A 24234-nucleotide genomic window follows, 5' to 3' on the forward strand; every position below is an offset into this window, starting at 1 on the left:
GGGGCGGATACGGTGGCGGGCATGACCAGCCGGGCGTTGTTGATGTGGGATGAAGCGGTAACGGCGTACGACTTCGGGAGCAGTCATCCCATGGACCCCGTACGGCTCGCGCTGACCATGGAGTTGGTGCGGGCCTACGGCCTGGACCGGGCGCTGCGGGTGGTGGCGGCGAAGCCGGCGGGGGAGTCGACGCTCCGGCTCATCCACCGCGCGGACTATGTGGCGGCGGTACGCGCGGCCTCGGAAGACCCGCGCGCGGCCGATCAGGCGTACGGGATCGGGACGCTGGACGACCCGGCGTTCGCGGGGATGCACGAGGCGTCGGCGCTGATCGCCGGGCAGTCCGTGGGGGCCGCCGAGGCGGTCTGGAGCGGGGAGGCCGAGCACGCGGTGAACTTCGCGGGCGGACTGCATCACGCGATGCCGGGCTCGGCCGCCGGTTTCTGCGTCTACAACGACGCCTCCCTCGCCATCGCCCGGTTGCTGGAGCTGGGCGCGGAGCGGGTCGCGTACATCGATGTCGACGTCCACCACGGGGACGGCGTCCAGGCGGCGTTCTGGGACGACCCCCGGGTGCTGACGGTCTCGCTCCACGAGCATCCGCGGATGCTGTTCCCGGGCACCGGGTGGCCTGAGGAGACCGGCGGCCCGGGGCCGGGCGAGGGCAGCGCGGTCAATGTGGCGCTGCCCGCAGGAACGGGCGACGAGGGGTGGCTCCGGGCGTTCCACGCGGTCGTCCCGGAGCTGCTGGCGGACTTCCGTCCGCAGGTCCTGGTGACGCAGCACGGGGCGGACACCCACTTCGAGGACCCGCTGGCGCATCTGGCGGTGTCGTTGGACGCCCAGCGGACGGTGCAGGAGGCGTGCCACTCGCTGGCGCACATGTACACGGAGGACGGCCGGTGGATCGCGCTGGGCGGCGGCGGATACGCCGTGGTCGACGTCGTCCCGCGGTCCTGGACGCATCTGGTGGCGATCGCCGCCCATAGCCCCCTTGATCCGGAGTCGATAATTCCGGAGGAGTGGCGGAACGAGGTGTACGCGCGGACCCGGCAGCCCGGCCCCTGGCGGATGACCGACGGACGGACTGCGGCCTGGCGGGACTGGGCGCAGGGGTACGACCCCGCCGACGCCCTGGACCGCGCCGTTCTGGCGACCCGGAAGGCGGTGTTCCCGCTGCGGGGACTGCTGGTCTAGGACCTGGCCCGGGACCCTCCGGCGCGGACGGCCGGGGTTCTACGGTGGACCGGCAGACGTTTTGTCGTCGGCAGGATGTCTCGTCCTCACACCCCCGCAGGGCCGATGTGTCGACATACCGACCCGGTTCGGAGTACGTCTGTACCAGCTCGACTACGTACGGGGAGTCGCGATGGCGTGGGCACCCGGCGCACGGGCGATTCACGATGAAACCGGCGCACACGCCCATTCCACCCTTCCGCTGCGGAGGCCCCCTGAGGGCCCCGTCCCCCTCGGTGCCTGGCTCCACGGCCTGGTCACGAGGGGCTGTGCCGGGTCTGCGGGGCAGGTCAGCCGGGTGGTGAGGGGATAGGCCCGGCAGTCGTCGACGGTCCCGCCCCGCCCGGGGTGAGGAGGAGAGGTGCGCCGTCGCGATGGTCCCGCCCGATGACTCGGTGCGGTCCTGTTACTACCGACCGCTGACGCGCTATGTACTCAATCGAGCGTGTCTGTCACAGTAGGCGGCCGATGGCTGCTCCTCTTCCCCACTCGTACCACCCGCCCCTAGTCTGGGGAGTGAGCGCACAGCGACGAAGAGTCACCGGAGGGGAAGCCGGTGGGCGTCGTGTGCGGAAGGTACAGGTGGGTCATGGCTGCTGGCAGCGAGAGGCCTCTGAATGAGGTCAAGTTCCTTACCGTGGCGGAAGTCGCCTCGGTGATGAGGGTGTCGAAGATGACGGTGTACCGGCTGGTGCACAGCGGTCATCTGCCGGCGATCCGGGTGGGGAGGTCCTTCCGGGTGCCGGAACAGGCGGTGCACGACTATCTCCGTGAGTCCTTTGTGGGGGTGGAATCCGCCTAGCGGAGCCGGGCGGCTGCCCTCGGATTACGAACTCGATGCTCTGGCGGGTAGGCTGGACCGACGTAGGTCGTGTGGGCCCAGACGCCCCGCACCGAGTGAAGAGAAGTGAGCGAGGGTAGTCGTGGGCTCTGTTATCAAGAAGCGGCGTAAGCGGATGGCCAAGAAGAAGCACCGCAAGCTGCTCAAGCGCACTCGCGTCCAGCGCCGTAACAAGAAGTAAGACGGCGGCTGTACGTGACCGTGGCCCTTCCACCGACCTGGTGGAAGGGCCACGGCGCGTTCGGGGCCTTTCCATCCGGCCGAAAGAGCGGCCGGTGGTCGTCACACCGGACCGGTGAACCGCTACGGTGACGCTGGGGAGCGGTCTCCTCACCTCATGGACGTTCGACCTCAGGGAAGGCGCTGATCTTGGGAAAGGTCGTGCTCGTCACCGGCGTTGCCCGGCAGCTCGGCGGCCGTCTCGTACGGCGCGTCCACCGGGACCCCGGGGTGGAACGGGTGATCGGGGTCGACGCGGAGGAACCGGCGCACCGTCTCGACGGCGCCGAGTTCATCCGTACCGACATCCGCCGCCCGACGATAGGCCGCATCCTCGCCGAGCACGCGGTCGACACCGTCGTCCATCTCGACGTCAGCGGGACCCCCCTGGGCACGGGAGGCCGGACGGCGGTCAAGGAGACCAACGTCATCGGCACCATGCAGCTCCTCGGGGCCTGCCAGAAGTCGCCCACGGTCCGCAGACTGGTCGTGAAGTCCAGTACGAGCGTCTATGGCTCGGCCCCCCGCGACCCGGCGGTCTTCCTGGAGACCACCCTGCCGAAGTCGCTGCCGAGCGGTGGCTTCGCCAAGGACACGGTCGAGGTCGAGGGGTATGTGCGGGGCTTCGCCCGGCGGCGGCCCGACGTGGCCGTGTGCGTGCTGCGGTTCGCGAACATCCTCGGGCCGTGCGCCGACTCGCCGCTGGCCGAGTACTTCTCGCTGCCGGTGCTGCCGACGGTGTTCGGCTACGACCCCCGGCTCCAATTCGTCCACGAGGACGATGTCGTCGACGCCCTCCAGCTCGCGCTGAACGAGCCCCGGCCGGGGACGCTCAACAGCGGCACCTTCAATGTGGCGGGCGACGGGGTGCTGCTGCTGTCGCAGTGCTCGCGGCGGCTCGGCCGGCCCACGGTGCCGGTACTGCTGCCCGCGGTCACCTGGGTCGGGACCGCGCTGAGGACGGTCGGGGTCACGGACTTCTCCCCCGAACAGATCCGGCTGCTGACCCATGGCCGGGTGGTGAGCACCGCGCAGATGCGGGAGGCACTGGGGTTTGACCCGAAGTTCAGCACCGCCGAGACCTTCGCGGACTTCGCCCGCAGCCGGGGGCCGGGGCTGCTGCCCCCGCAGTCCGTGGCACGCGCCGTGGACCGGGTCGGGGAGCGGCTGAGGTCCCTCGGGAGCGCCCGGGGCGGCCGCCGGGGGAGCGCACGGACGCAGCAGCGGGGGGACGGCCGGGCGGCGGACGCCGCCGCCCGGAGCGACGCCGGACAAGGAGCGTAGGCAACGATGGCGGACGCCAAGGTCATTCCGTTCGACGACGACCGCGCCCGGGGCGGGGGCACGGGCGCCGCCGCCGAGGGCTCCGGTGGCGCGGGCACCGGCTCCGGCGGAGGCACCGGGGGCGGTCGGCGGGGCGGTGCCTCCCGGGTCGTACGGCAGAAGACAGCCGCCCCGAAGCCGAAGAAGGCCGCCCGGGACTCCGCCGTGCGCAGGTCCGCCCGTGGTGAGGGCGGGGCCGGGACGACGGGGCGCGGGGCCGGTGCGCGGCAGCAGTCGGCGGCCCGGAAGGCGGTACGCCCGGTACCCGAGGCCCGCAGGGAACAGCAGACGTCCGGCTCCTCGGCCTCCGCACCCCGCAGCCCCCGCCGTCCGGAGTCCGGAGGCGACGGTGGCGGTCTCGACCGGCGGCTCGCGGAAGGGCTGGCCTTTCTGCGCCGCCGGATCACCGGTGAGTACGAGGTCGATGAGTTCGGCTACGACGAAGAGCTGACCGACCAGGTACTGATGACGGTGCTCCGGCCCCTCTATGAGAAGTACTTCCGGGTGGAGGTGAAGGGCATCGAGAACATCCCGTCCGAGGGCGGGGCGCTCGTGGTGGCCAATCACTCCGGGACGCTTCCGCTGGACGGGCTGATGATGCAGGTCGCCGTGCACGACCGGCATCCGGCGGGGCGGCATCTGCGGCTGCTCGCGGCGGACCTGGTCTTCGTCCTGCCCGTGGTCAACGAACTGGCCCGGAAGGCGGGGCACACGCTCGCCTGCGCGGACGACGCCGAGCGGCTGCTGCGGCGGGGCGAGGTCGTCGGGGTGATGCCGGAGGGCTTCAAGGGGATCGGCAAGCCCTTCGGCGACCGCTACCGGCTCCAGCGGTTCGGCCGGGGCGGCTTCGTCTCGACGGCGCTGCGGGCGGGGGTGCCGATCGTGCCGTGCTCGATCGTCGGCGCGGAGGAGATCTACCCCATGATCGGGAACTCGAAGACGCTGGCCCGGCTGCTGGGGCTGCCGTACTTCCCGATCACGCCGACCTTCCCCTGGCTGGGGCCGATGGGGGCGGTGCCGCTGCCCACCAAGTGGACCATCCAGTTCGGGGAGCCGATCGAGACCGGGGGCCATCCGCCGGAGGCGGCGGAGGACCCCATGTTGATGTTCAATCTGACGGACCAGGTGCGGGAGCAGATCCAGCACACCCTGTACAAGCTGCTGGTGCAGCGCAGATCGGTCTTCTTCTGATCTCTGACGCCCAAGCGCACGAAGCGGGGCAGATGTACGGGGCCGGGCAGATGCACGGAGCGGGGGTGGTCCCGGAATGTTCCGGGACCACCCCCGCTTTCTGGTGGGTCAGGGTTGGTCCTCGCCGGTGATGTCGATCCCGAGGATGCCGTCGAGCAGCGGCGGAATGCTGACATCGGGGGACGCCGGGTCGGGCTGCGGAGCCGAGGGCGGCGTGGGGGTGTCCGGCGACGGAGGGGCGAGCAGCCCCTCCGTCGGGAGCAGCCCACCGCTCTCGGGGACCGGGGCCCCCGAGGGTCTCGGCTCCTTGGTGGTCTGCTTGCCCGAGGGTGTCCCGGGGGCCTTGGGGGACGCGGGGATCGTCCGCTCGCCCGGGGTGGCCGCCCCGCCGCTCTGCCGGGAGGTGGAACCGGTGCTTCCGCCGGGCGCGCGGCGCTCTGCGGGCAGCTCCGGCAGCAGCGACTTGAGTGGCTGGACCTCTTGCTCTATGGCGTCGAAGACCTCGCTCACCCCGTTGCTCACGTCCTGGAGCTGGACGGGGAGCCGGTCGCGGAGACCGTTCCACGTCTCGCGGTGGGAGCGGGAGAACGTGTTGAGCTTCTGGATGGGGCCGAGTGAGCCGTCCCGCTCGTAGGCGGCGTGCAGCAGCCGGTGGCCCTCGCTGACGTCGTGGCGCATGCCGTTGAGCGCGCGGCGGACCTCGCCGAGGGACTCGTGGTCCAGATCGCCCGCCCGTCCGCGTTCCATGAGGCGACGGGCCTCGCTGAGCCGGGTGGAGGCATGGTCCAGATACAGCTCACCGCGGTCGGAGTCACCGTCGGCCATGCCGAGACGGATGTCCTCCATTCCGCGTTTGAGCCCGTAGAGGGTGTCACCGGGGAGGGCGTCGGAGCTGGCGGCGGCCACCCCGCTGAAGGCCCCCGCCGCGACCCCCACGGTGATGCTGCCGGCCGCGAGCCCCTTCTGCCAGCGGGTGCGGGGGCGGAGTTTCCGGAACGGGGAGGCCCGATGGGCGCCGCGGCCGGACTTCCGCTGCTCGGGCACCCTGGGGCCCGTGGAATCGCTCCCTCGCGCCGTGCCCTCCTGGAGCATGGCCTCCATGGCTGCCACGAGCTGGGCGCGCTGCACCACCTTGACCTCGGGGTCCAGCTCCGGCACCGGCAGTTCGCCGAGGCGGGACGTCAGAGCCAACATCCGTCCGCGCTCGGTCGGTTCGACCGGGTTCTCCGCCGGCTCTCCGGACGCCTGCTCTTCCAGGGCCTGGGCGAAGGCGTTCGCCCGCCGGTGCGCCGATACGTTCGCGATCACTGGCGGCACCTCCTCTCGTCATGACGGTCGACTCCCCTGAGTGTCTGGATGGTTGCACGCCTTGAGCACATCCACACGTTCGATCGAATGGCTGTGGGCAGGGCGTGACCACAGGGAGCCTGCATCCCGGACAACGAGTGTCGCGGCACATGGGTTACGCGCGAAGGATGATCGGACCAGTGCGTCATCGAGGCGTCACCGATAGTGGGTTGAGGTCGGGGGACGGGGTGGTGCGGTCGAGCGGGTAGGAATGGATACGGCCAGGCATGGACGGATACAGGCGGGTATATAAAGGTACGGAGTTGTACAGGCGGATATCGTCAACGGGCGTCGTCGGGGAGGAGCCGGGCCAGGGTGCGCACGGCCCGGTACTGGAGGGTCTTGATCGCACCTTCGTTCTTCCCCATCGCCCGGGCGGTCTCGGCGACCGACAGACCCTGGAGGAAGCGCAGGGTCACACACTCCTGCTGCTGTGGATTGAGCTTGCGCACCGCCTCCAGCAGGGCGGCGTTGGACAGCGACTCCAGGACGGAGTCCTCCGGGCTGCGCTCGACCTCGTTGGCGTCGAGCATCTCGCCGGTGGTGACCTCCAGCCGGAAGCGGCTCGACTTGAAGTGGTCGGCAACCAGGTTGCGGGCGATCGTCACCAGCCAGGCGCCGAAGTCGCGGCCCTGCCAGGTGAAGGTGGAGATGCGGCGCAGGGCGCGCAGGAACGTCTCACTGGTGAGATCCTCCGCCGTCGCCTTCCCGCCGACGCGGTAGTAGATGTAGCGGTAGACGGTGTCGCTGTACTGGTCGTACAGGCGCCCAAAGGCTTCGGCCTCACCGGCCTGGGCACGTTCGACGAGTTCCATCATGCGGGCGCTGTCGCTGTCGGCGCTGGGGCGGCGGGCGGTGGTCGAGGCGCTGTGGCTGCCCCGTCCGCTCCGTCTCGCGACCCCGCGTCCGCCGCCCGGACGCCGCCCTTCGACGACGGCGCTGCGCGCCGGGCTCTCCTTGAATCCGTCGGCCAGGGCATAGCAGATGGTGGTGGGGGGACCACCGGTGGCGAGGCGGGGCAGAGCGAGGGCGGAGACGAAGTGCGCGGCGGGGACGCAGCCGCGCAAGTGGTCGAGGACCGCCGCGCGGAGCGTAGCCAGGCCCGAGGCGTCAACCCCGACGTGTGGGTACACGGGACTCCCAGAGGCAGAGCTTCCATCACGAGCAGTGCGGGGCTGATCACCCGTCGTGGCGACCGAGAGGCCCGCGTATGCGTCTGAGGAGAATAACGCTTCGTAAAGGCAGTGCTACGCCCAGTTGCTCAAATCATCGTTTCCGTCGCTTCCGTGCCACATTAGTGACTGGTTTAGTAACTAATTGTGAACGAATGCTGATCGAATTTGATCGATTTCCGACTCTTCGGAGTGAACGAGCGGGCGCGCGCCGGGTCAGCGGCGACGGCGGTGGATGGCGACGGCGGCGGCCGTGCCACCTGCCAGCGCCCCCACTCCGGCAGCCGCGGGGATGCCCACCTTGGCGGCCTTGCGGCCGGTCCGGTAGTCGCGCAGCCGCCAGTCGTGCTCGCGTGCGTGCCTGCGCAGTTTGGTGTCCGGGTTGATCGCGTAGGGGTGCCCGACGAGCGACAGCATCGGAATGTCGTTGTGCGAGTCGCTGTACGCGGCGCAGCGGCCCAGTTCGAGCCCCTCGGCCGCGGCGAGCGCCCGTACCGCCTCGGCCTTCGCCGGGCCGTGCAGCGGCTCGCCCACCAGTCTGCCGGTGTAGACGCCGTCGACCGACTCGGCGACGGTTCCGAGCGCCCCGGTCAGCCCCAGCCTGCGGGCGATGATCGTGGCGGTCTCCACCGGGGCGGCGGTCACCAGCCACACCTTCTGGCCCGCGTCGAGGTGTGCCTGGGCGAGGGCGCGGGTGCCCGGCCAGATCCGGTCCGCCATGTACTCGTCGTAGATCTCCTCGCCGATGCTCATCAGCTCGGAGACCCGGTGGCCCTTGACGATGGAGAGCGCGGACTCCCGTACGTCCTGCATATGGTCGGGGTCCTCGACGCCCGCCAGCCGGAACCAGGTCTGCTGCCAGGCGAACCGGGCCAGCTCGCGCCGCTGGAAGAACTGCCGTTTGTACAGACCGCGGCCGAAGTGGAAGAGCGCGGCGCCCTGCATCACGGTGTTGTCGAGGTCGAAGAAGGCGGCGGCCCGCTCGTCCCCCTCCACGGGGAACGGGGCCTCCGCGTCGTCTGCGGCCTCCGCGGCGAGTGCGGCGTCCGCGGGGAACGCGGCTCCGTCCTGCCCGTCCGGACCGGTGCCGACGCCGGTCGCGGGGGCCTCCGCCGCGAACTGCCGCGAGGTCTTGCGCGCCGCTTCGGCGGCGGCCTCGCCTGCGAGAACGCTCCGGGCGGTGGCGGAGCGTCTACGGGGGGTGAGCCATCCCAGTGCGGCCATGGGGCGAGCATAGCCAGTCTGTTCGGAACTTCCCGATCCGCCGGGGCACGGTGGGGTGAACTCCTGGCGTTCCGGTTCCGTGTACCAGTGAGGGGAGCTCCGTCCTCCGGCGCCCCCGCTCACCGGACCCGGCCCCTCCGCGGGGCGGGCGCGGGCGGAGAATGGGAAGCATGAGTCCTCTGTTCCGGCGTAGGAAGAAGAAGCCCGGCGACCGTACGGTCACGCTGATCGGCAAGCCGGGGTGCCATCTGTGCGACGACGCCCGGACCGTGGTCGCGGAGGTCTGCGCACAGACCGGGGCGGCCTGGGAGGAGCGGGACATCACCCAGGACGAGGAGCTGCACCGGGCGTACTGGGAGCAGATCCCGGTGGTGCTCGTCGACGGTGAGCAGCACACGTTCTGGCGAGTGGACCCGGGGCGGCTGCGCCGCGAGCTGGAGGGCTGAGGGTCCGGGGGCCCGCAAGGGCCGAGGGGGCGGCCCGGGAAGCGGAGGTGGCGATTGCCTTTGTGACGGCGGACGCCTCCGGCGTTCCTTGTCATGCCTCTATCGAGACTCGGGGGAACCGGGCACAGTGGAGCGGTCCCGCGGGCCCCTACGTGAGGAGTGTGTCCAGCTTTGCCCCCTTCGTCGCTCGAACGGCCCGGTACGGCTCGCGGTTCCATGTTTACGCTGACAAAGCGCGTGACCCCGATCACTTTGCTCGGACAAAACGGACACCATCTTTGTGCACGCGTTCACAAAGACATAGCCTGCTGTCGACGGGGCGGTCTGGGAACACTTGGCCGCCCAGAGCCTCGCTCATCCCGCAGGAGCACCGTGGCAACTGGCCGAAATCACCGACCGGCGACTCGCAGCCGAGGAATTCCCGAGGCCACCGTCGCCCGGCTCCCGCTGTATCTGCGGGCGCTGACCGCGCTCTCCGAGCGCTCCGTGCCCACGGTCTCCTCCGAAGAGCTGGCCGCCGCCGCCGGGGTGAATTCCGCCAAGCTCCGCAAGGACTTCTCGTACCTCGGTTCCTATGGGACCAGGGGCGTCGGATACGACGTGGAGTACCTCGTCTACCAGATCTCCCGGGAGCTGGGGCTCACCCAGGACTGGCCCGTGGTGATCGTCGGTATCGGCAACCTCGGCGCCGCCCTCGCCAACTACGGCGGATTCGCCTCCCGCGGCTTCCGGGTCGCCGCGCTCATCGACGCGGACCCGGCGATGGCCGGGAAGCCCGTGGCGGGCATCGCGGTCCAGCACACCGACGAGCTGGAGAAGATCATCAGCGACAACGGGGTGTCGATCGGTGTGATCGCCACGCCCGCGGGCGCCGCCCAGCAGGTGTGCGACCGGCTGGTGGCCGCCGGGGTGACCTCCATCCTCAACTTCGCGCCCACGGTGCTCTCGGTGCCCGAAGGCGTCGACGTGCGCAAGGTCGACCTGTCGATCGAACTCCAGATCCTCGCCTTCCACGAGCAGCGCAAGGCCGGTGAGGAGTCCGGGGGACCGGGCCGGAAAGGACCTGACGGGGACATGCCCGCCGTGATGCCGGCATGAGCCTGCTGGTCGTCGGACTGAGCCACCGCAGCGCACCGGTGAGCGTCCTGGAGCGGGCCGCGCTCTCCGTGGACGCCCAGGTCAAGCTGCTCGCGGACACGCTGGCCACCGAGCCCGCCGCCGAGGCGGCGGTACTGGCCACCTGCAACCGCATCGAGCTGTACGCCGATGTGGAGAAGTTCCACGCCGGTGTCGCCGAGCTCTCCACGCTGCTCGCCCAGCACAGCGGGGTGGGCCTGGAGGAGCTGACTCCTTATCTCTATGTCCACTACGAGGACCGGGCCGTCCACCATCTCTTCTCGGTGGCGTGCGGACTGGACTCCATGGTCGTCGGCGAGGGGCAGATCCTCGGCCAGATCAAGGACGCCCTCGCCCGCGGACAGGCCCTGCACACCGCCGGGCGGCTGCTGAACGATCTCTTCCAGCAGGCCCTGCGGGTGGGCAAGCGCGCCCACAGCGAGACCGGGATCGACCGGGCCGGTCAGTCCCTCGTCACCTTCGGCCTCGAACAGCTCGCCGACGGCGCCGAGGTCGCGCAGTGGGCCGCGGGCAAGCGCGCCCTGGTGATCGGCGCGGGCTCGATGTCCTCGCTCGCCGCGACGACGCTGGCCCGCCTCGGCGTGGGCGAGCTGGTGATCGCCAACCGCACCCTGGACCGGGCGACCCGGCTGGCGGCGGTGCTCTCCGAGACCGGGGCGAGCGCCCGGGCCGTCCCCATGACCTCCGTGGCCGACGAGCTGACACGTGCCGACGCGGTGGTGTCCTGCACCGGCGCGACCGGTCTGGTGCTGACCGCCGACGCGGTGCTCGCCGCGCTCGCCGAGTCCAGCGCCGCCGTCCCGGCGGGCGTCCCCGCCCCGGCGGAGCCCGCCGATCTGCGCGCCCCGGACGGCAGCTTGGTCGCCCGGCTGGCCGCGACCGCCGCGCGCGACGGCCGGGTGCACGACCGTTCCGTGGACACCGCGTCCGCGGAGGCCGCCGACGGCACCGACGCCCGCTGTCCCGTGGGACTCGACACCACCCGCGGCACATCCGCCGACGAGATGACCCAGCACGGGCTGTGGCTGGAGAACGCCGACCGCCCGGTGGCCGTCCGCACCGTGCCCGCCCCCGGGCCCGCGGGCGACACCGCTGTCCCCGGCGGCCCCGTCCGGCTGGCCCTGCTCGACCTCGCCATGCCCCGCGACATCGACCATGCCGTCCACCGGGTGCCCGGGGTCCGCCTGGTCGACATCGAGTCGCTGGCCGAGGCGTCCGCCGACGCCCCCATGGCCGCCGACGTGGACCAGGTCCGCCGGATCGTCTCCGACGAGGTCGCCGCCTTCGGCGCCGCCCAGCGCGCCGCCCGGATCACACCCACCGTGGTCGCCCTGCGCACGATGGCCGCCGATGTCGTCGCCGGGGAGATCACCCGGCTCGAAGGCCGGCTCCCCTCCCTGGACGAGAAGCAGCGTGCCGAGATCACCCAGACCGTCCGCCGTGTCGTCGACAAACTCCTTCACGCGCCCACCGTGCGGGTGAAGCAGTTGGCGAGCGAGCCCGGCGGCGCCGGGTACGCCGACGCGTTGCGGACACTCTTCGACCTCGACCCGGAGACGGTCGCCTCCGTCAGCCGGGCCGACCTGAATGACGCAGAAGTCAAGAACCGAGGGCGCGTATGACCGAGAGGGCACTGAGGCTGGGGACCAGGCGCAGCATGCTCGCCATGGCCCAGTCCGGACAGGTGGCTCAGGAGGTGCGCCGACTGACCGGACGACCCGTCGAACTGGTCGAGATCACCACATATGGAGACATCTCCCGGGAGCAGCTCGCGCAGATCGGCGGCACGGGTGTGTTTGTCGCGGCGCTGCGTGAGGCGCTGCTGCGCGGTGAGGTGGACTTCGCCGTTCACTCGCTGAAGGACCTCCCCACCGGGCAGCCCGACGAGCTGGCGCTGGCGGCGATACCGCGGCGCGAGGACCCGAGGGACGTCCTGGTGGCCCGGGACGGGCTCACCTTCGACCGGCTCCCCGACGGGGCCCGGGTCGGCACCGGTTCGCCGCGCCGGATGGCGCAGCTGAACGCGTACGCCCGCGCGCACGGACTGCGCATCGAGACCGTGCCGATCCGCGGCAACATCGACACCCGGATCGGATATGTACGGAGCGGGAAGCTGGACGCGGTGGTACTCGCCGCGGCCGGTCTCAACCGCATCGGAAGGGCGGACGAGGTGACCGACGTGCTGTCGGTCGACTCCGTGCTGCCCGCCCCCGGCCAGGGGGCACTGGCGATCGAGTGTGCCGCGGCCGACGCGGACCTCGCCGCGACGCTCGGCGCACTGGACGACCCGCACACCCGGGTCGCCGTGACCGCCGAGCGTTCCCTGCTCGCCGCCCTGGAGGCCGGCTGCAGCGCACCTGTGGGAGCGCTCGCCGACCTGTTGGGCGATGAGGAGGTTGTCACTGAAATGCGCCTGCGCGGCGTCGTCGGCACCACCGACGGCTCGACGCTGGTGCAGCTGTCCACCACCGGTCCCGTACCCACGTCGCACGGCGACGCCATCGCGCTCGGTCGCGAACTCGCGTCCGAGATGCTCGCCAAGGGTGCGGCCGGTCTTATGGGGGAGCGAGCACTTTGAGCCCCACCACCAACCCGTCCTCGGCGTTCTCGGCACACGGGCACGTCACTTTCCTCGGCGCCGGTCCCGGCGATCCCGGACTGCTGACCCTGCGCGCTGTCGAGGCGCTCGCGGGTGCCGATGTACTGATCGCCGAGCCAGAGGTGCTCGAAGTGGTACGCGGCCATGCGCGGGCGAGCGTCAGCGCGCCGGAGCTGACGACTGTTGACGATGCGTCAACAGCCGCCGGAATCCCTGTACTCAGGGATGCGGTCAATCTTGTCATGGAGGCGGCGCGGGGCGGCAAGCGGGTCGTCCGAGCGGTGACCGGCGATCCCGGTCTCGACGCCGACGCGGGCCAGGAGATGCTGGCGTGCGCGGCCGAGGGCATCCCGTTCGAGGTCGTCCCCGGTGTCGCCGCCGCGGTCGGCGTGCCCGCGTACGCCGGTGTGCCGCTGCGGGACGCACAGGGGACGGACGTCCGTTTCGTGGACGCCCGTACCGCGAGCGAGCGCTGCTGGACCGAGGTGGGCGCGAGCGACGGCACGGCCGTCGTCTCCACCACGCTGGACGCGGTCGCCGCGGCGGCGGGTGAACTGGTGGCGGCGGGCCGCAAGCCCGACACCCCGCTGACCGTCACGGTCGCCGGGACGACCACCCGGCAGCGGACCTGGACCGCGACGCTGGGCTCCATCGCGCAGACGCTCAAGCAGGCGAAGGTGCTGCCGTCCCCGGACGGGCACCGGCCGGTGATAGCCGTGGTCGGTGAGCGCAGCTCCGCCGCGCAGCGGGACCAGCTCGCCTGGTTCGAGTCCAAGCCGCTCTTCGGCTGGCGGGTGCTGGTGCCGCGGACCAAGGAGCAGGCGGCGTCGCTCTCCGACCAGCTCCGGTCCTATGGCGCGGTCCCGCACGAGGTCCCGACCATCGCCGTCGAGCCGCCGCGTACTCCGCAGCAGATGGAACGGGCGGTCAAGGGCCTGGTCACCGGGCGGTACGAGTGGATCGCCTTCACGTCCGTCAACGCGGTCAAGGCGGTGCGGGAGAAGTTCGAGGAGTACGGGCTCGACGCGCGCGCCTTCGCGGGGATCAAGGTCGCGGCGGTGGGCGAGCAGACCGCGCGGGCCTTGGTCGACTTCGGTGTGAAGCCGGACCTGGTGCCGAGCGGTGAGCAGTCCGCGGCGGGTCTGCTGGAGGACTGGCCGCCGTACGACCCGGTCTTCGACCCGATCGACCGGGTGTTCCTGCCGCGTGCGGACATCGCCACGGAGACGCTGGTCGCGGGCCTGATCGAGCTGGGCTGGGAGGTCGACGACGTCACCGCGTACCGGACGGTGCGGGCGTCGCCGCCGCCGGCCGAGACCCGTGAGGCGATCAAGGGTGGCGGCTTCGACGCGGTCCTGTTCACCTCGTCCTCGACGGTGCGGAATCTGGTCGGGATCGCGGGCAAGCCGCACAACGTCACGGTGATCGCGTGCATCGGTCCGGCGACCGCGAAGACGGCGGAGGAGCACGGGTTGCGGGTGGACGTCCTGTCGCCCGAGCCGTCCGTGCACCGGCTGGCCGAGGCGCTGGCCGAATTCGGCGCGGCGCGCCGGCTCACCGCGGTGGAGGCCGGCGAACACGTCCTCCGCCCCTCCGAACGCCGCCCCGGCGGCCGTCGCCGCCGCACCACCTGAGGGGCCCTGGGCTCCGGTCGACCGGGAAGGGCCCTGGCCCCGTACCGCCACGCGCGGCACGGGGCCAGGGCCCTTCGGCATACGGGTCGGGTGGCCCGACGGCCCGGAATCCAGCCACTGGGGTGCTCGCCCCTCTGCCTCGGGGAAGGCCGGGCGCGGGGGCTGGAATTCAGCCTTGCGGGGTGCTCGCTGCGTGCGCTCGCTGTGGTGTCCGCGATCGTCCCCGTGCAGTGCGCCCCTGGGCTGGAACTCTCGGCCCCGCCGGCGATCGAGGCGCGGGGTTCGGGGGCGGGCCCCGACGATCGCCGGGACGTGACCGGCCGAGTGTGGTCGTGGTCCTTGACGGGTAGGGGGTGCCCGCGTACCTTCGCCGGGCGGTTCGTCGGGACCGAGTCGGTCAGCCGCTCAGGAGAGAGGCGGGAACATGGCGCACCCCCGGGATCACGAGGCCGCGCTCTGCGCGCCCGGCGCCCCCTTCGCCGTGACCAGGGGCGAGGACGGCGTTCTGGTCTACGCCACGGGTCCCCGTACGCTCAGAGAGTTCATGGAGCCCGTCCACGCCTTCGGCGACCGGCCGTTCCTGATCGGCGAGCGGACCACCTGCACCTACGGGGAGTTCTTCGCGGCGTCCTGCGCGCTGGCGCGCCGTTTCCACGAGGAGTACGGGCTGCGCCGCGGCGACCGCGTGGCCCTGGCGATGCGGAACCACCCCGAGTGGCAGGTGGCCTTCTGGGCCACGCAGCTCGCGGGGCTCGTCTCCGTTCCGCTCAACGCCTGGTGGACCGAGGAGGAGCTGACGTACGCGCTGGACGACTGCACTCCGCGGCTGCTGCTCGTGGACGGTGAGCGACTGCCCCGGGTCGACGCCTGGCGCCGTGCGAACGGGGCGCGGACGATCGTGTTCCACGCCGCGGACGCGCAGGTTCCGCCCGCGGTCGAACGGTACGAGGAGTTCGGCGCGGCCGATCCCGGTACCGCCCCTCCGGCTGTCGAGGTGCGGCCCGAGGACGACTCCATGATCATGTACACCTCGGGGACGACGGGACAGCCCAAGGGTGCCGTGGCCACCCAGCTCGCGATGGCCGGAGCCGCCCGGAATCCCCTCTTCTACATCGCCGCCGCCGCACTCGCGAAGGGTGCCGTCCCGGGCGCGGAGCCCCCGCCCGTCACCCTGATGACCTTCCCGTTCTTCCATGTCGCAGCGTTCAGCTCGCTGGTGCTGTCGATGGCGGTGGGCGGCTCCCTCGTCCTCATGCGCAAGTGGGACGCGGAACGGGCGCTCGACCTGATCGTCCGGCACCAGGCCACGGGCTACGCCGGTGTGCCCACGACCGCCCTTCAGCTCCTGGACGCCGCCGACCGCCGCGGCGGCGGTCTGGAGACGCTCAACAGCCTCGGCACCGGGGGCGCCCCCGCGCCGCCGGACCTCGTGGGGCGGCTCACCGCCCGGTTCGGGGAGCAGATCGTTCCGCGCAACGGCTACGGCCTGACGGAGACCAGCGGCGGTGTGATGGCCGGTCAGGGTGACGAGTACCGGCGGGAGCCCGGCTGTGTCGGCCGTCCGGCACCGGCCGTCGAGGCGCGGATCGCGGGGCCCGACGGGGAGCCGCTGCCGGAGGGCGGGATCGGTGAGCTGTGGCTGCGCGGGCAGTCGCTGATGCGCGGGTACTGGAAGAACGAGCGGGCCACCGCGGACGCGTTCCGGGACGGCTGGTTCCGCACGGGTGATCTGGCCGTCATGGACGAGGGCCGGGTGACGATCGTGGACCGGCTCAAGGACATGGTGATCCGGGGCGGCGAGAACGTGTACTGCGCCGAGGTCGAGGGGGTGCTTCACGGGCATCCGGATGTCGAGGACGCGGCGGTCTTCGGGGTGCCCCACCCCCAGCTCGGCGAGGAGGTCGCGGCCGTCGTCCAGCTCCGCGCGGGCGCGGGCGCCGGGGAGGCGGAGCTGAGGGAGTACGCCGGGGGGCGGCTGGCGGCCTTCAAGGTGCCCGCCCATGTGGTGTTCGGGGACGTCCCCCGCAACCCGACGGGCAAGATCCTCAAGCGGGAGCTGCGGAAGGACTTCTTCGGCCTGGGATGACGGGCGGCGGGACGCCCGGGCGCGGGTGACCGCGGGGAGCGGGGGCTCAGGTGCGGGTGACGTGTATCCGGTAGGTTCCGCTTCGTCCGGAGAGGACGGCGATCCGCACGCCGTTCTCCTTGTCGGTGAAGGTCTGCCCCGGCTGATACGGCGCGTCCGACAGCTCCGCGTGGACATTGGGGCGCCGGGTGCAGCCGCCGCTGTCCTCCTGGCTGTCCATCACGGTCACCGGTCCCTCCCCGGTGTCCACGTCGCCGTGCACCCGGTAGATCAGGACACCCGGGCGGCAGACGGCCTCGTCGTTGCCGCCCCGGGTACGGACCTCCACGGCGTAACCGGAGTTCCCCGACAGGGGTATGTAGGTCATCTTCGGGCCGTCGGGGCGGGCGAGCGGGGTCAGTGTGTAGGTGGTGCTGCCCGGCGCCGAGGCGCAGCCGATCTGCTGCGCGTCCAGCCAGCCCAGCTTCCACTTGTGCCAGGCCAGCAGGTCGTTGTTGACCCCCCAGTCCTCGGACATGATGTCCCAGTGCCCGACCGCGCCGCCGCCGTCGGCGGTGTAGAGGTCGGGCAGCCCGAAGACATGGCCGTTCTCGTGCGGCAGGACGCGGAAGCCGGTTTCCGCGTGGGTTCCGGAGCCGTCGTCCTGGCGGCTGTAGACGAAGGACGTGTTCGCGAGGGGTACGCCGTCGGCGACGGGTGCCTCCGCGTTGCCGGAGAACGTCACGGAGAGCACGGTGTCCAGCGCGGAGGGGCCGGCGTTGGGGGTGACCAGGACGTTGACGAGGTCGTAGGCGCTGAAGTCGACCTGCGGATCGGCGACCGCGATCACGTCGTCGACGAGCTTGCGGTAGGCCGGGTCGTACGGGGCGCCGCGCTCTATGGCGTACTCCTCGAACGGCAGGGGCATCCGCAGCCAGTCGCGGACGGGTGTCTGCGGGAGGTAGTGGAGGCGGCCGTAGGAACTGGTGCGGAACCAGTCCGTCGTCTGGGGAAAGAATTCGGCCAGCCGGTCCAGCGCCTTTCCCTCGCCGACCGCGTCCGAAAAGTCGATCATCAGATTGAGGGCGCGGATCTCGCCGGTGGAACGGGAGTAGCCGGGGGGCGTCGGTGTGCCCTCGGACATCTGGACGCCCGGGCCGGGGGTGAGGCGGCAGGTGCCGACCCCAATCCGTCCCGGGACCGCCGCCGGGCCGGCCGAGGTCCTGTTGGGGGCGTAGGGGATCTCGTCCGCCGTGGTCAGGGCGGCGAAGGAGAGTGCCGTGAGGGCGGTGAGCGTGCCGAGGCGGCGTATCCGGCGTATCCGGTGAGGTCCGCGCCGCATACCGCCCACCGCCTTCGGTCCCGGGCGGCCCGTCGGGCGCGGGCCGCGCTCTGTCCGATCAGCCTGTGACGGGGGACGGCCGTACGCGCGCGGGGTGGTCCGTCCGGGTGCCCACCGAGATAGTGGATGTGATGCAGGTCACATCGAATGGGGAAACAAGCGGGGACGGGTTCCCCGTTTGACTTCATGTCCCCAAGAAATGGGGAGGCTTTCCCCGCTTCGAGGGGTGAGAGGGAGAAGAGGGGATGGAGTCATGAGTCCCACGGGCAGCCCCGCGGGCACCGACGGCGTCACGGGGGCCGTGGTGTACGAGGAGGCGTCGCACGAGGTGTGCGTGCACGCGAAGGGCGGCGGCCATCGGTCGGCCTCCCGGCCCAGGGCGGACGCCCTGCGGAACCGGGAGCGGATCGTGTCGGCCGCGCGCGAGCTCTTCGTGGAGTTCGGCCCCTCGGTCCCGCTGGACGACGTCGCCCGTCGGGCGGGCGTCGGCAATGCCACGCTCTACCGGCACTTTCCCGACCGGGACGCCCTGGTCCACGGGGTCGTGGTGGCGGTGCTCTCCCGTTCCACCGCGAAGGCGGAGGAGGCGGCCGGGCGCGCGAGCGACCCCTTCGACGCGGTCCGCCGCTTCGCCGACAACGCGGTCGAGGAGAAGATCGGGGCGCTCTGTCTGATGCTCCCCGGCACCTTCGACCACGACCACCCCGAGCTGATCGCCGGGCGGCAGCGGCTGGAGGACGCCGTGGCCGAGCTGGTGCGGCGGGCGCAGGACGCGGGCCGGATGCGCCCCGATGTCGGGGTCGGCGACTTCATGGTCGGGCTCTCCCAGCTCACCCGCCCGCTGCCCGGGACCGGGTGCACCCACTTCGACCGGTTCGTCCACCGGCATGTCCAGATCTTCGTGGACGGTCTCGAAGCCCCCGCCCGCTCCGAACTGCCCGGCAGCACCGTCACCCTGGAGGCCCTGCGAGGCGAATGTGCGCGTACCGATGGGTGAACGACGTGCATGACCCGTAGCGCGGCGACCGCCGTGTGACCACGATCCGCACGGCGCGCCGTCCGCGCCGTGCCCGGACCCCGCGGTGCCGACGCACAGCGGCACCGGGACGGGACCGGACCGACGCGTGACCCGCGGTGCTGAGCCGACACCGCACCGCGGCCGCGCCGTACCGCCGACCCAGCCCAATACTTCTCTCCGTTTTCAGCGGATTCGCTCTCCTAGGTGGCTCCACGCATGTCAAAAACAGCCCACACCACCGGTACCACCGGACCGTCCGAACCCCTCGCCCCGAACCAACCGGGTGCCGCCGACCCCCAGCGCTGGAAGGCGCTGATCTTCATCGCCCTGGCCCAGCTCATGGTGGTGCTGGACGCGACGATCGTGAACATCGCGCTGCCCACCGCCCAGCAGGACCTGGGGATATCCGACGGCAACCGGCAGTGGGTCATCACGGCCTACGCCCTCGCCTTCGGCGGACTGCTGCTCTTCGGCGGCCGGGTCGCCGACATCTGGGGCCGCCGCCGCACCTTCGTCGCCGGTCTCGGCGGCTTCGCCCTGGCCTCCGCGCTCGGCGGCGCGGCGACCAGTGAGGCGATGATGCTCGGGGCCCGTGCGCTCCAGGGCGTCTTCGGCGCGCTGCTGGCGCCCGCCGCGCTCTCGCTGCTCGCGGTGATGTTCACCGACGCGCGGGAGCGCGCCAAGGCGTTCGGCATCTACGGCGCCATCGCGGGCGGTGGCGGTGCCGTCGGCCTGCTGCTCGGCGGCTTCCTCACGGAGTACCTCGACTGGCGCTGGACCTTCTACGTCAACATCCCCTTCGCGGTCGTCGCCGCGCTGGGCGCCTACTTCGTGATCCGCGAGCCGAGCGGCGCCCGCAACCGCGCCCCGCTCGACATCCCCGGCGTGATCCTCTCCACCACGGGTCTGGTGGCCCTGGTGTACGGCTTCACCCGCGCCGAGCACTCCGGCTGGACGGACGGCTGGACGATCGGCATGTTCGTCCTCTCCGCCGTGCTGCTGGCCGCCTTCGTCGCCGTCGAGTCCAAGGTCAAGGCCCCGCTGCTGCCGCTGCGTGTCCTGACCGAGCGCAACCGAGGCGGTGTCTACCTCTCGCTCGGTCTCGCGGTCATCGCGATGTTCGGCCTCTTCCTGTTCCTCACCTACTACCTCCAGGTCGTCCGGGGGTACTCGCCGGTCAAGACCGGTTTCGCCTTTATGCCGATGGTCGTCGGCATGATCGTGGGCTCGACCCAGATCGGCACCCGGCTCATGACCCGGGTGGCGCCCCGGCTGCTGATGGCCCCGGGCTTCCTGCTCGCGGCGCTGGGCATGCTGCTGCTGACCCAGCTCGACCTGGACAGTTCGTACACCACGGTGGTGCTCCCGGCGCAGTTGCTGCTGGGTCTCGGCATGGGTACGGCGTTCATGCCGGCGATGTCGCTCTCGACGTTCGGTGTCGACCCGGCGGACTCCGGTGTCGCCTCCGCGATGGTCAACACCTCGCAGCAGGTCGGCGGTGCCATCGGTACGGCGCTGCTGAACACGATCGCGGCGTCGGCGACCACCGCGTACATCGCGGACCACGCGGCGGGCGCCGCCGATCCGAAGGTGCTGGAGTTCCAGGGCATGGTGCACGGCTTCACCTCCGCCATCTGGTGGGCGGTCGGCATCCTGGTCGCCTCGGCGGCGATCGCGTTCACGCTGGTCAACAGCGGACGTCCGGAGATCGGTGCGGCCGGGGGCGGCACCGGGGACGCGGAGGACGAGGTGAAGGTGCCGGTCGTCGTCCACTGAGGCCGTCCCGGGCCGCCCCGGGGGCACCCGCCCGCTGCGGCCCGTCACCTCCGTCGCCCCTCCCGGGGGGTGACGGAGGTGCGCGATGCCCTGTCCGGACCGGACCGGACCGGACCGGACAGGGCATGCGTGGGTGCGGGGGCTGCCCGGCGGTGCGGTGCGCGCGGGCTCAGCGCAGCCAGGGCAGGTCGGCGGCCGGGTCCTGGGGCTGAAGGCCTTCCGCGACGATCCGCATGATCTCGCCGAGCTGGCGCACCTGCTCGGGAGTGAGCCGGTCGAACATGGCCTGGCGCACGGCCTCCACATGGCCCGGTGCCGCCTGCTTCAGCACCGCGAAGCCCTCGTCCGTCAGAACGGCGTTCTGCCCGCGTTTGTCGGTCGGGCAGTCCTCGCGGCGCACCCAGCCCTTCTTCTCCAGCCGGGCGACGGCGTGGGAGAGCCGGGACCGGGTGATCTTGGCGTCGATCGCCAGCTCGGTCATCCGCTTGCGCCGCCGGGGCGCCTGGGAGAGCTGCACCAGCAGCCCGTAGTAGATGTGCGGCATGCGGGCGTCCCGCTGGAGCTGGCGGTCGAGATGGTCGTCGAACAGGGTGGTGGCATGGAGGTAGGCCCGCCACACCCGTTGCTCGTCATCGGTGAGCCAGCGCGGTTCGCGCTCGCCTCCTGCCGCTGATGCCGTGTTCATACCACCACTCTACGACTTGTCCTTGAATGTTGAACTACATAGGTCTAGGGTGAGGGGAGCTTGAAAGTTCAAATGATGGAGTTCCGTCATGACCGCCACCCCGGCTTCCGCCGCCCCCGGCTTCCCCGCCGGTCCCTCCGCCCCGCCCGCTGAGGCCGCCTCCTCCGCAGCCTCCCCCGCCGGGTCCCCGGCCGGGGACAGGACCGGAGGGCGGACGCCCGCCCTCTATCTCTCCCATGGCGCCCCGCCCCTCGCGGACGACGCCGTCTGGCCGGGGCAGCTCGCCGCCTGGTCCGCCCGGCTGCCGCGCCCCCGGGCGATCCTGATGATCTCCGCCCACTGGGAGGAGGCCCCGCTCACGCTCGGCGCCACGGAGACCCGGCCGCTCGTCTACGACTTCTGGGGCTTCCCCGAGCGCTACTCCACGGTGCGGTACGAGGCCCCGGGCGCCCCCTGGCTCGCCGCCGCTGTGCGCAAGCTGCTGCGCCGCGCGGGCACTCCCGTCCAGGACATGCCCGACCGGGGGCTGGATCACGGTGCCTATGTCCCCTTGGTCGAGATGTACCCGGACGCCGATGTCCCCGTGCTCCAGATCTCGATGCCGACCCTCGATCCACAGCGGCTGATGGAGATCGGACGGCGGCTCGCGCCCCTGCGGGACGAGGGCGTACTGATCGTCGGCAGTGGCTTCTTCACCCACAATCTGGCGGCGCTGCGACAGGGCGGAATTCCCGCCTGGTCCGCCGAGTTCGACGACTGGGGGCAGCGCGCCCTCGCGGCGGCCGACATCGACGCCCTGCTGGACTTCGAGCACACGTCCCCGGCGGGACGGCTGGCACACCCCCGGACCGAGCACTTCGCCCCGCTCTTCGTCACGCTGGGGGCCGCAGAGGATGAGCTGGACGCCGGGCGCAGTGTGATCGACGGCTTCTGGATGGGGCTGGCCAAGCGCTCCGTCCAGTACGGCTGACGCACGGCGCGCCGGGCCCGTCCGCAGATGCGCAGGGCGCGGGGCCCATGGGTGCGGATCACCGCAGGGGTGGCGCCGCCCGCCAGACCGGGCGGGCGGCCGGGGCCACCACCCGGCGAGGACGGTGCGTCAGGGGCTCGGCGGTCTCGCGCTCGAAGCGGCGGGCCCGGTCGGCGGTGCGGCGGGGGCCGCCGAGGGCCAGTTCCCGGCGGTCACCTCGGCGCTCGGCGTGGGCATGCCCCTCCAGGAGGTCCTGGCAGCGGTCGAGCCGACGGTGGACGGTTCCCGCCCGACCCTGGCGCACCAGGGCCTCCACCGCCATGGGCGCGTGGCCGCCGATCCGGCCGTCGCGCCCGGGCCCGGCGGCATGGATGCGGTCGAGCGCCTCGTCGAGGACCCCGCTGCGGTCCGGGGGCGGCGGCGCGGCAGCAGCGGTGCGGTGGTCCTCCACGGCCGGACCCCAGGCAGCCGCAGGTCAGGTCCGTGACGGGCGGTGTTCCCACACCTCCGGGCCGAGCAGCGCCGGGGTCGGCTCCCGGCCCGGCGCCGGCTCCGGGCGGTGCGCGGGTGAGCACCGGCCCCGTGCCCCGTGGCGACCCGGACCGGGCGTCGACGCCCGTGCACGGGCGTGCTCCGAGACGGGAGGGGGCCGGGAGGGAGGGGCCGGGCAACCTTTCCCGGGGTGGGAGCCGTCTTCCCAGCGGGGGGAGCAGAAACGGGGAAGGGCCGGACAGGACATGTGACGGGCGTCTCATGGGACAGCTGGGGGCGGCGCGCGGCGGGCACGGAGAATCGCCCTCCGTAACCGATCTGACCTGGCCTGACCTGCACCTCTGCCGGTCCATCGGTCGACTGCCCGCCCATGGCGGCCGGGCAGGATACTGCAAGATCGTAAAAATTGACGAGGGGCCTGGGAATTCTGTCCGGATTCCAGTCGTTGTTTCCATCGGATGCAGGGCACCCGCAAGGGTGTCGCGGCCTACTCAGCAAGGGAGCTCGCATGGCAACCCGTGCCGTCGCCCGTCGCCGGTCCGAGACCAAGGGGACCACCGGCCGGGCCGGTAGCGTACGCGCAGTGAGCGGCGAGACCGCCGATCGCGACCTGGTCGGTATGTATCTCGACGAGATCGCGCGGACGCCGCTGCTCGACGCCGCCAAAGAGGTCGAGCTGTCCCAGATCATCGAGGCGGGCGTCTATGCCCGGCAGATCCTCGACCAGGGGGTCGAGAGCGATGCCGGCGGTGCCACCCACAAGGAGCTGGAAGCGCTGGTTGCCGAGGGTGAGCGCGCGAAGGACGTGTTCATCCGGTCCAATCTCCGGCTGGTCGTCGCCGTCGCGCGGCGCTACCCGCGCAGCGGTCTGCCCCTGCTCGATCTGGTCCAGGAGGGCAACGCGGGCCTGGTCCGCGCGGTGGAGAAGTTCGACTACAGCAAGGGCTTCAAGTTCTCCACCTACGCCACCTGGTGGATTCGGCAGGCGATCACCCGCTCCATAGCCGACCAGTCCCGCACCATCCGGCTCCCCGTCCACCTGGTGGAGGAGCTGGGCCGGATACGCCGTGTCCAGCGCGAGTTCAACCGCGAGAAGGGCCGTGAGCCCGAGGCCGCCGAGATCGCCCAGGAGCTGGGATCCACCCCGGAGCGGGTCACGGATGTCCTCGACTGGGCGCGCGACCCGGTCAGCCTGAACATGGCGGTGGACGACGCCGGTGAGACCCAGTTCGGTGATCTGCTGGAGGACACCTCGGCGGTCTCGCCCGAGCAGTCGGTGCTCACCCTGCTGCGCAGTGAGGGCCTGGACGATCTGATCGGCAAGCTGGACCAGCGGACGGCGTCGATCATCCGGATGCGGTACGGGATCATGGACGGCCGTGAGCGCACGCTGACGGAGGTCGGCAAGGAGCACGGCCTCACCCGTGAGCGCATCCGCCAGATCGAGAAGCACGCGCTGCTGGAGCTGAAGCGCATGGCCCGGGACACCGGCTTCGACGAGGCGGCTTGAGCGTCCC

23 protein-coding genes are annotated in these 24234 nt (G+C 71.6%); 17 read left to right on the top strand and 6 right to left on the bottom strand.

Annotated elements, in window-relative coordinates; genetic code table 11:
- Positions 1-21: 21 nt before the first annotated feature.
- The 7 genes from CRV15_RS16695 to CRV15_RS16720 all read left to right on the top strand — a co-directional run bounded on the left by CRV15_RS16695 (position 22) and on the right by CRV15_RS16720 (position 4810).
- The gene (locus CRV15_RS16695) at positions 22-1197 is read left to right on the top strand and encodes an acetoin utilization protein AcuC (protein ID WP_003960806.1); all 1176 of its coding nucleotides are present in this window, start codon (positions 22-24) and stop codon (positions 1195-1197) included.
- Positions 1198-1258: 61 nt separating this feature from the next.
- Positions 1259-1549 (top strand): phosphatase, encoded by a 291-nt coding sequence (locus CRV15_RS36770; RefSeq protein ID WP_003960805.1) that lies wholly within the window; start codon positions 1259-1261, stop codon positions 1547-1549.
- Positions 1550-1610: 61 nt separating this feature from the next.
- Positions 1611-1697: a phosphatase gene (locus CRV15_RS36775; RefSeq protein WP_231406018.1), complete on the top strand. Its 87-nt coding sequence runs from the start codon at positions 1611-1613 to the stop codon at positions 1695-1697.
- Positions 1698-1825: 128 nt separating this feature from the next.
- The gene (locus tag CRV15_RS16705) at positions 1826-2038 is read left to right on the top strand and encodes a helix-turn-helix domain-containing protein (protein ID WP_003958488.1); all 213 of its coding nucleotides are present in this window, start codon (positions 1826-1828) and stop codon (positions 2036-2038) included.
- A 121-nt stretch (positions 2039-2159) separates the two neighbouring features.
- On the top strand, positions 2160-2258 hold the full coding sequence (locus tag CRV15_RS16710; protein ID WP_003948845.1) for a 30S ribosomal protein bS22: 99 nt from the start codon (positions 2160-2162) through the stop codon (positions 2256-2258).
- Positions 2259-2446: 188 nt separating this feature from the next.
- Positions 2447-3580, top strand: coding sequence for an NAD-dependent epimerase/dehydratase family protein (locus CRV15_RS16715; RefSeq protein WP_003960803.1), 1134 nt, complete (start codon positions 2447-2449; stop codon positions 3578-3580).
- A 6-nt stretch (positions 3581-3586) separates the two neighbouring features.
- The gene (locus CRV15_RS16720) at positions 3587-4810 is read left to right on the top strand and encodes a lysophospholipid acyltransferase family protein (protein WP_003960802.1); all 1224 of its coding nucleotides are present in this window, start codon (positions 3587-3589) and stop codon (positions 4808-4810) included.
- A gap of 108 nt (positions 4811-4918) precedes the next feature.
- Here the strand turns inward: CRV15_RS16720 and CRV15_RS16725 are convergent, their stop codons facing one another.
- The 3 genes from CRV15_RS16725 to CRV15_RS16735 all read right to left on the bottom strand — a co-directional run bounded on the left by CRV15_RS16725 (position 4919) and on the right by CRV15_RS16735 (position 8553).
- Positions 4919-6118, bottom strand: a complete 1200-nt coding sequence (locus tag CRV15_RS16725; protein WP_009996475.1) for a DUF5667 domain-containing protein — start codon at positions 6116-6118, stop codon at positions 4919-4921.
- A 320-nt stretch (positions 6119-6438) separates the two neighbouring features.
- Positions 6439-7290, bottom strand: coding sequence for an ECF subfamily RNA polymerase sigma factor, BldN family (locus CRV15_RS16730; RefSeq protein ID WP_003960801.1), 852 nt, complete (start codon positions 7288-7290; stop codon positions 6439-6441).
- A gap of 255 nt (positions 7291-7545) precedes the next feature.
- Complete coding sequence (locus CRV15_RS16735) at positions 7546-8553, bottom strand: HAD family hydrolase (RefSeq protein WP_003960800.1); 1008 nt, start codon at positions 8551-8553, stop codon at positions 7546-7548.
- A 170-nt stretch (positions 8554-8723) separates the two neighbouring features.
- Between CRV15_RS16735 and CRV15_RS16740 the strand changes: the two genes are divergently transcribed.
- The 6 genes from CRV15_RS16740 to CRV15_RS16765 all read left to right on the top strand — a co-directional run bounded on the left by CRV15_RS16740 (position 8724) and on the right by CRV15_RS16765 (position 16455).
- A complete protein-coding gene (locus CRV15_RS16740) occupies positions 8724-8999 on the top strand; it encodes a glutaredoxin family protein (protein WP_009996473.1) in 276 nt (91 codons plus the stop codon).
- A 372-nt stretch (positions 9000-9371) separates the two neighbouring features.
- A complete protein-coding gene (locus CRV15_RS16745) occupies positions 9372-10097 on the top strand; it encodes a redox-sensing transcriptional repressor Rex (RefSeq protein WP_003960799.1) in 726 nt (241 codons plus the stop codon).
- On the top strand, positions 10094-11758 hold the full coding sequence (locus tag CRV15_RS16750) for a glutamyl-tRNA reductase (protein WP_003960798.1): 1665 nt from the start codon (positions 10094-10096) through the stop codon (positions 11756-11758). The genes CRV15_RS16745 and CRV15_RS16750 overlap by 4 nt, the downstream gene beginning before the upstream one ends.
- Positions 11755-12714, top strand: a complete 960-nt coding sequence (gene hemC / locus CRV15_RS16755) for a hydroxymethylbilane synthase (protein WP_003953846.1) — start codon at positions 11755-11757, stop codon at positions 12712-12714. The genes CRV15_RS16750 and hemC overlap by 4 nt, the downstream gene beginning before the upstream one ends.
- A complete protein-coding gene (locus tag CRV15_RS16760) occupies positions 12711-14369 on the top strand; it encodes a bifunctional uroporphyrinogen-III C-methyltransferase/uroporphyrinogen-III synthase (RefSeq protein ID WP_003953845.1) in 1659 nt (552 codons plus the stop codon). The genes hemC and CRV15_RS16760 overlap by 4 nt, the downstream gene beginning before the upstream one ends.
- 424 nt (positions 14370-14793) lie before the next feature.
- Positions 14794-16455: a class I adenylate-forming enzyme family protein gene (locus CRV15_RS16765; RefSeq protein ID WP_003953844.1), complete on the top strand. Its 1662-nt coding sequence runs from the start codon at positions 14794-14796 to the stop codon at positions 16453-16455.
- Positions 16456-16501: 46 nt separating this feature from the next.
- Here CRV15_RS16765 and CRV15_RS16770 read toward each other — a convergent pair whose 3' ends face one another.
- The gene (locus CRV15_RS16770; RefSeq protein ID WP_003960797.1) at positions 16502-17776 is read right to left on the bottom strand and encodes a M6 family metalloprotease domain-containing protein; all 1275 of its coding nucleotides are present in this window, start codon (positions 17774-17776) and stop codon (positions 16502-16504) included.
- A gap of 253 nt (positions 17777-18029) precedes the next feature.
- Between CRV15_RS16770 and CRV15_RS16775 the strand changes: the two genes are divergently transcribed.
- Complete coding sequence (locus CRV15_RS16775) at positions 18030-18773, top strand: TetR/AcrR family transcriptional regulator (protein WP_003960796.1); 744 nt, start codon at positions 18030-18032, stop codon at positions 18771-18773.
- Between the two features lie 237 nt (positions 18774-19010).
- Positions 19011-20570, top strand: a complete 1560-nt coding sequence (locus CRV15_RS16780; RefSeq protein ID WP_003953841.1) for an MFS transporter — start codon at positions 19011-19013, stop codon at positions 20568-20570.
- 169 nt (positions 20571-20739) lie between these two features.
- Here the strand turns inward: CRV15_RS16780 and CRV15_RS16785 are convergent, their stop codons facing one another.
- On the bottom strand, positions 20740-21255 hold the full coding sequence (locus tag CRV15_RS16785; RefSeq protein WP_003953840.1) for a MarR family winged helix-turn-helix transcriptional regulator: 516 nt from the start codon (positions 21253-21255) through the stop codon (positions 20740-20742).
- A gap of 88 nt (positions 21256-21343) precedes the next feature.
- Between CRV15_RS16785 and CRV15_RS16790 the strand changes: the two genes are divergently transcribed.
- The gene (locus CRV15_RS16790; protein WP_003953839.1) at positions 21344-22225 is read left to right on the top strand and encodes a dioxygenase family protein; all 882 of its coding nucleotides are present in this window, start codon (positions 21344-21346) and stop codon (positions 22223-22225) included.
- A 58-nt stretch (positions 22226-22283) separates the two neighbouring features.
- Here CRV15_RS16790 and CRV15_RS16795 read toward each other — a convergent pair whose 3' ends face one another.
- Positions 22284-22676 carry a hypothetical protein gene (locus CRV15_RS16795; RefSeq protein ID WP_003960795.1) on the bottom strand — a complete coding sequence of 131 codons (393 nt, stop codon included), beginning with the start codon at positions 22674-22676 and terminating at the stop codon, positions 22284-22286.
- A 549-nt stretch (positions 22677-23225) separates the two neighbouring features.
- On the opposite strand from CRV15_RS16795, the gene CRV15_RS16800 reads away from it, so the two are divergent.
- A complete protein-coding gene (locus CRV15_RS16800) occupies positions 23226-24227 on the top strand; it encodes a sigma-70 family RNA polymerase sigma factor (RefSeq protein WP_003953836.1) in 1002 nt (333 codons plus the stop codon).
- The last annotated feature ends 7 nt before the right edge of the window (positions 24228-24234 follow it).

It is taken from the genome of Streptomyces clavuligerus (assembly GCF_005519465.1).
In the GTDB taxonomy this organism is placed as follows: domain Bacteria; phylum Actinomycetota; class Actinomycetes; order Streptomycetales; family Streptomycetaceae; genus Streptomyces; species Streptomyces clavuligerus.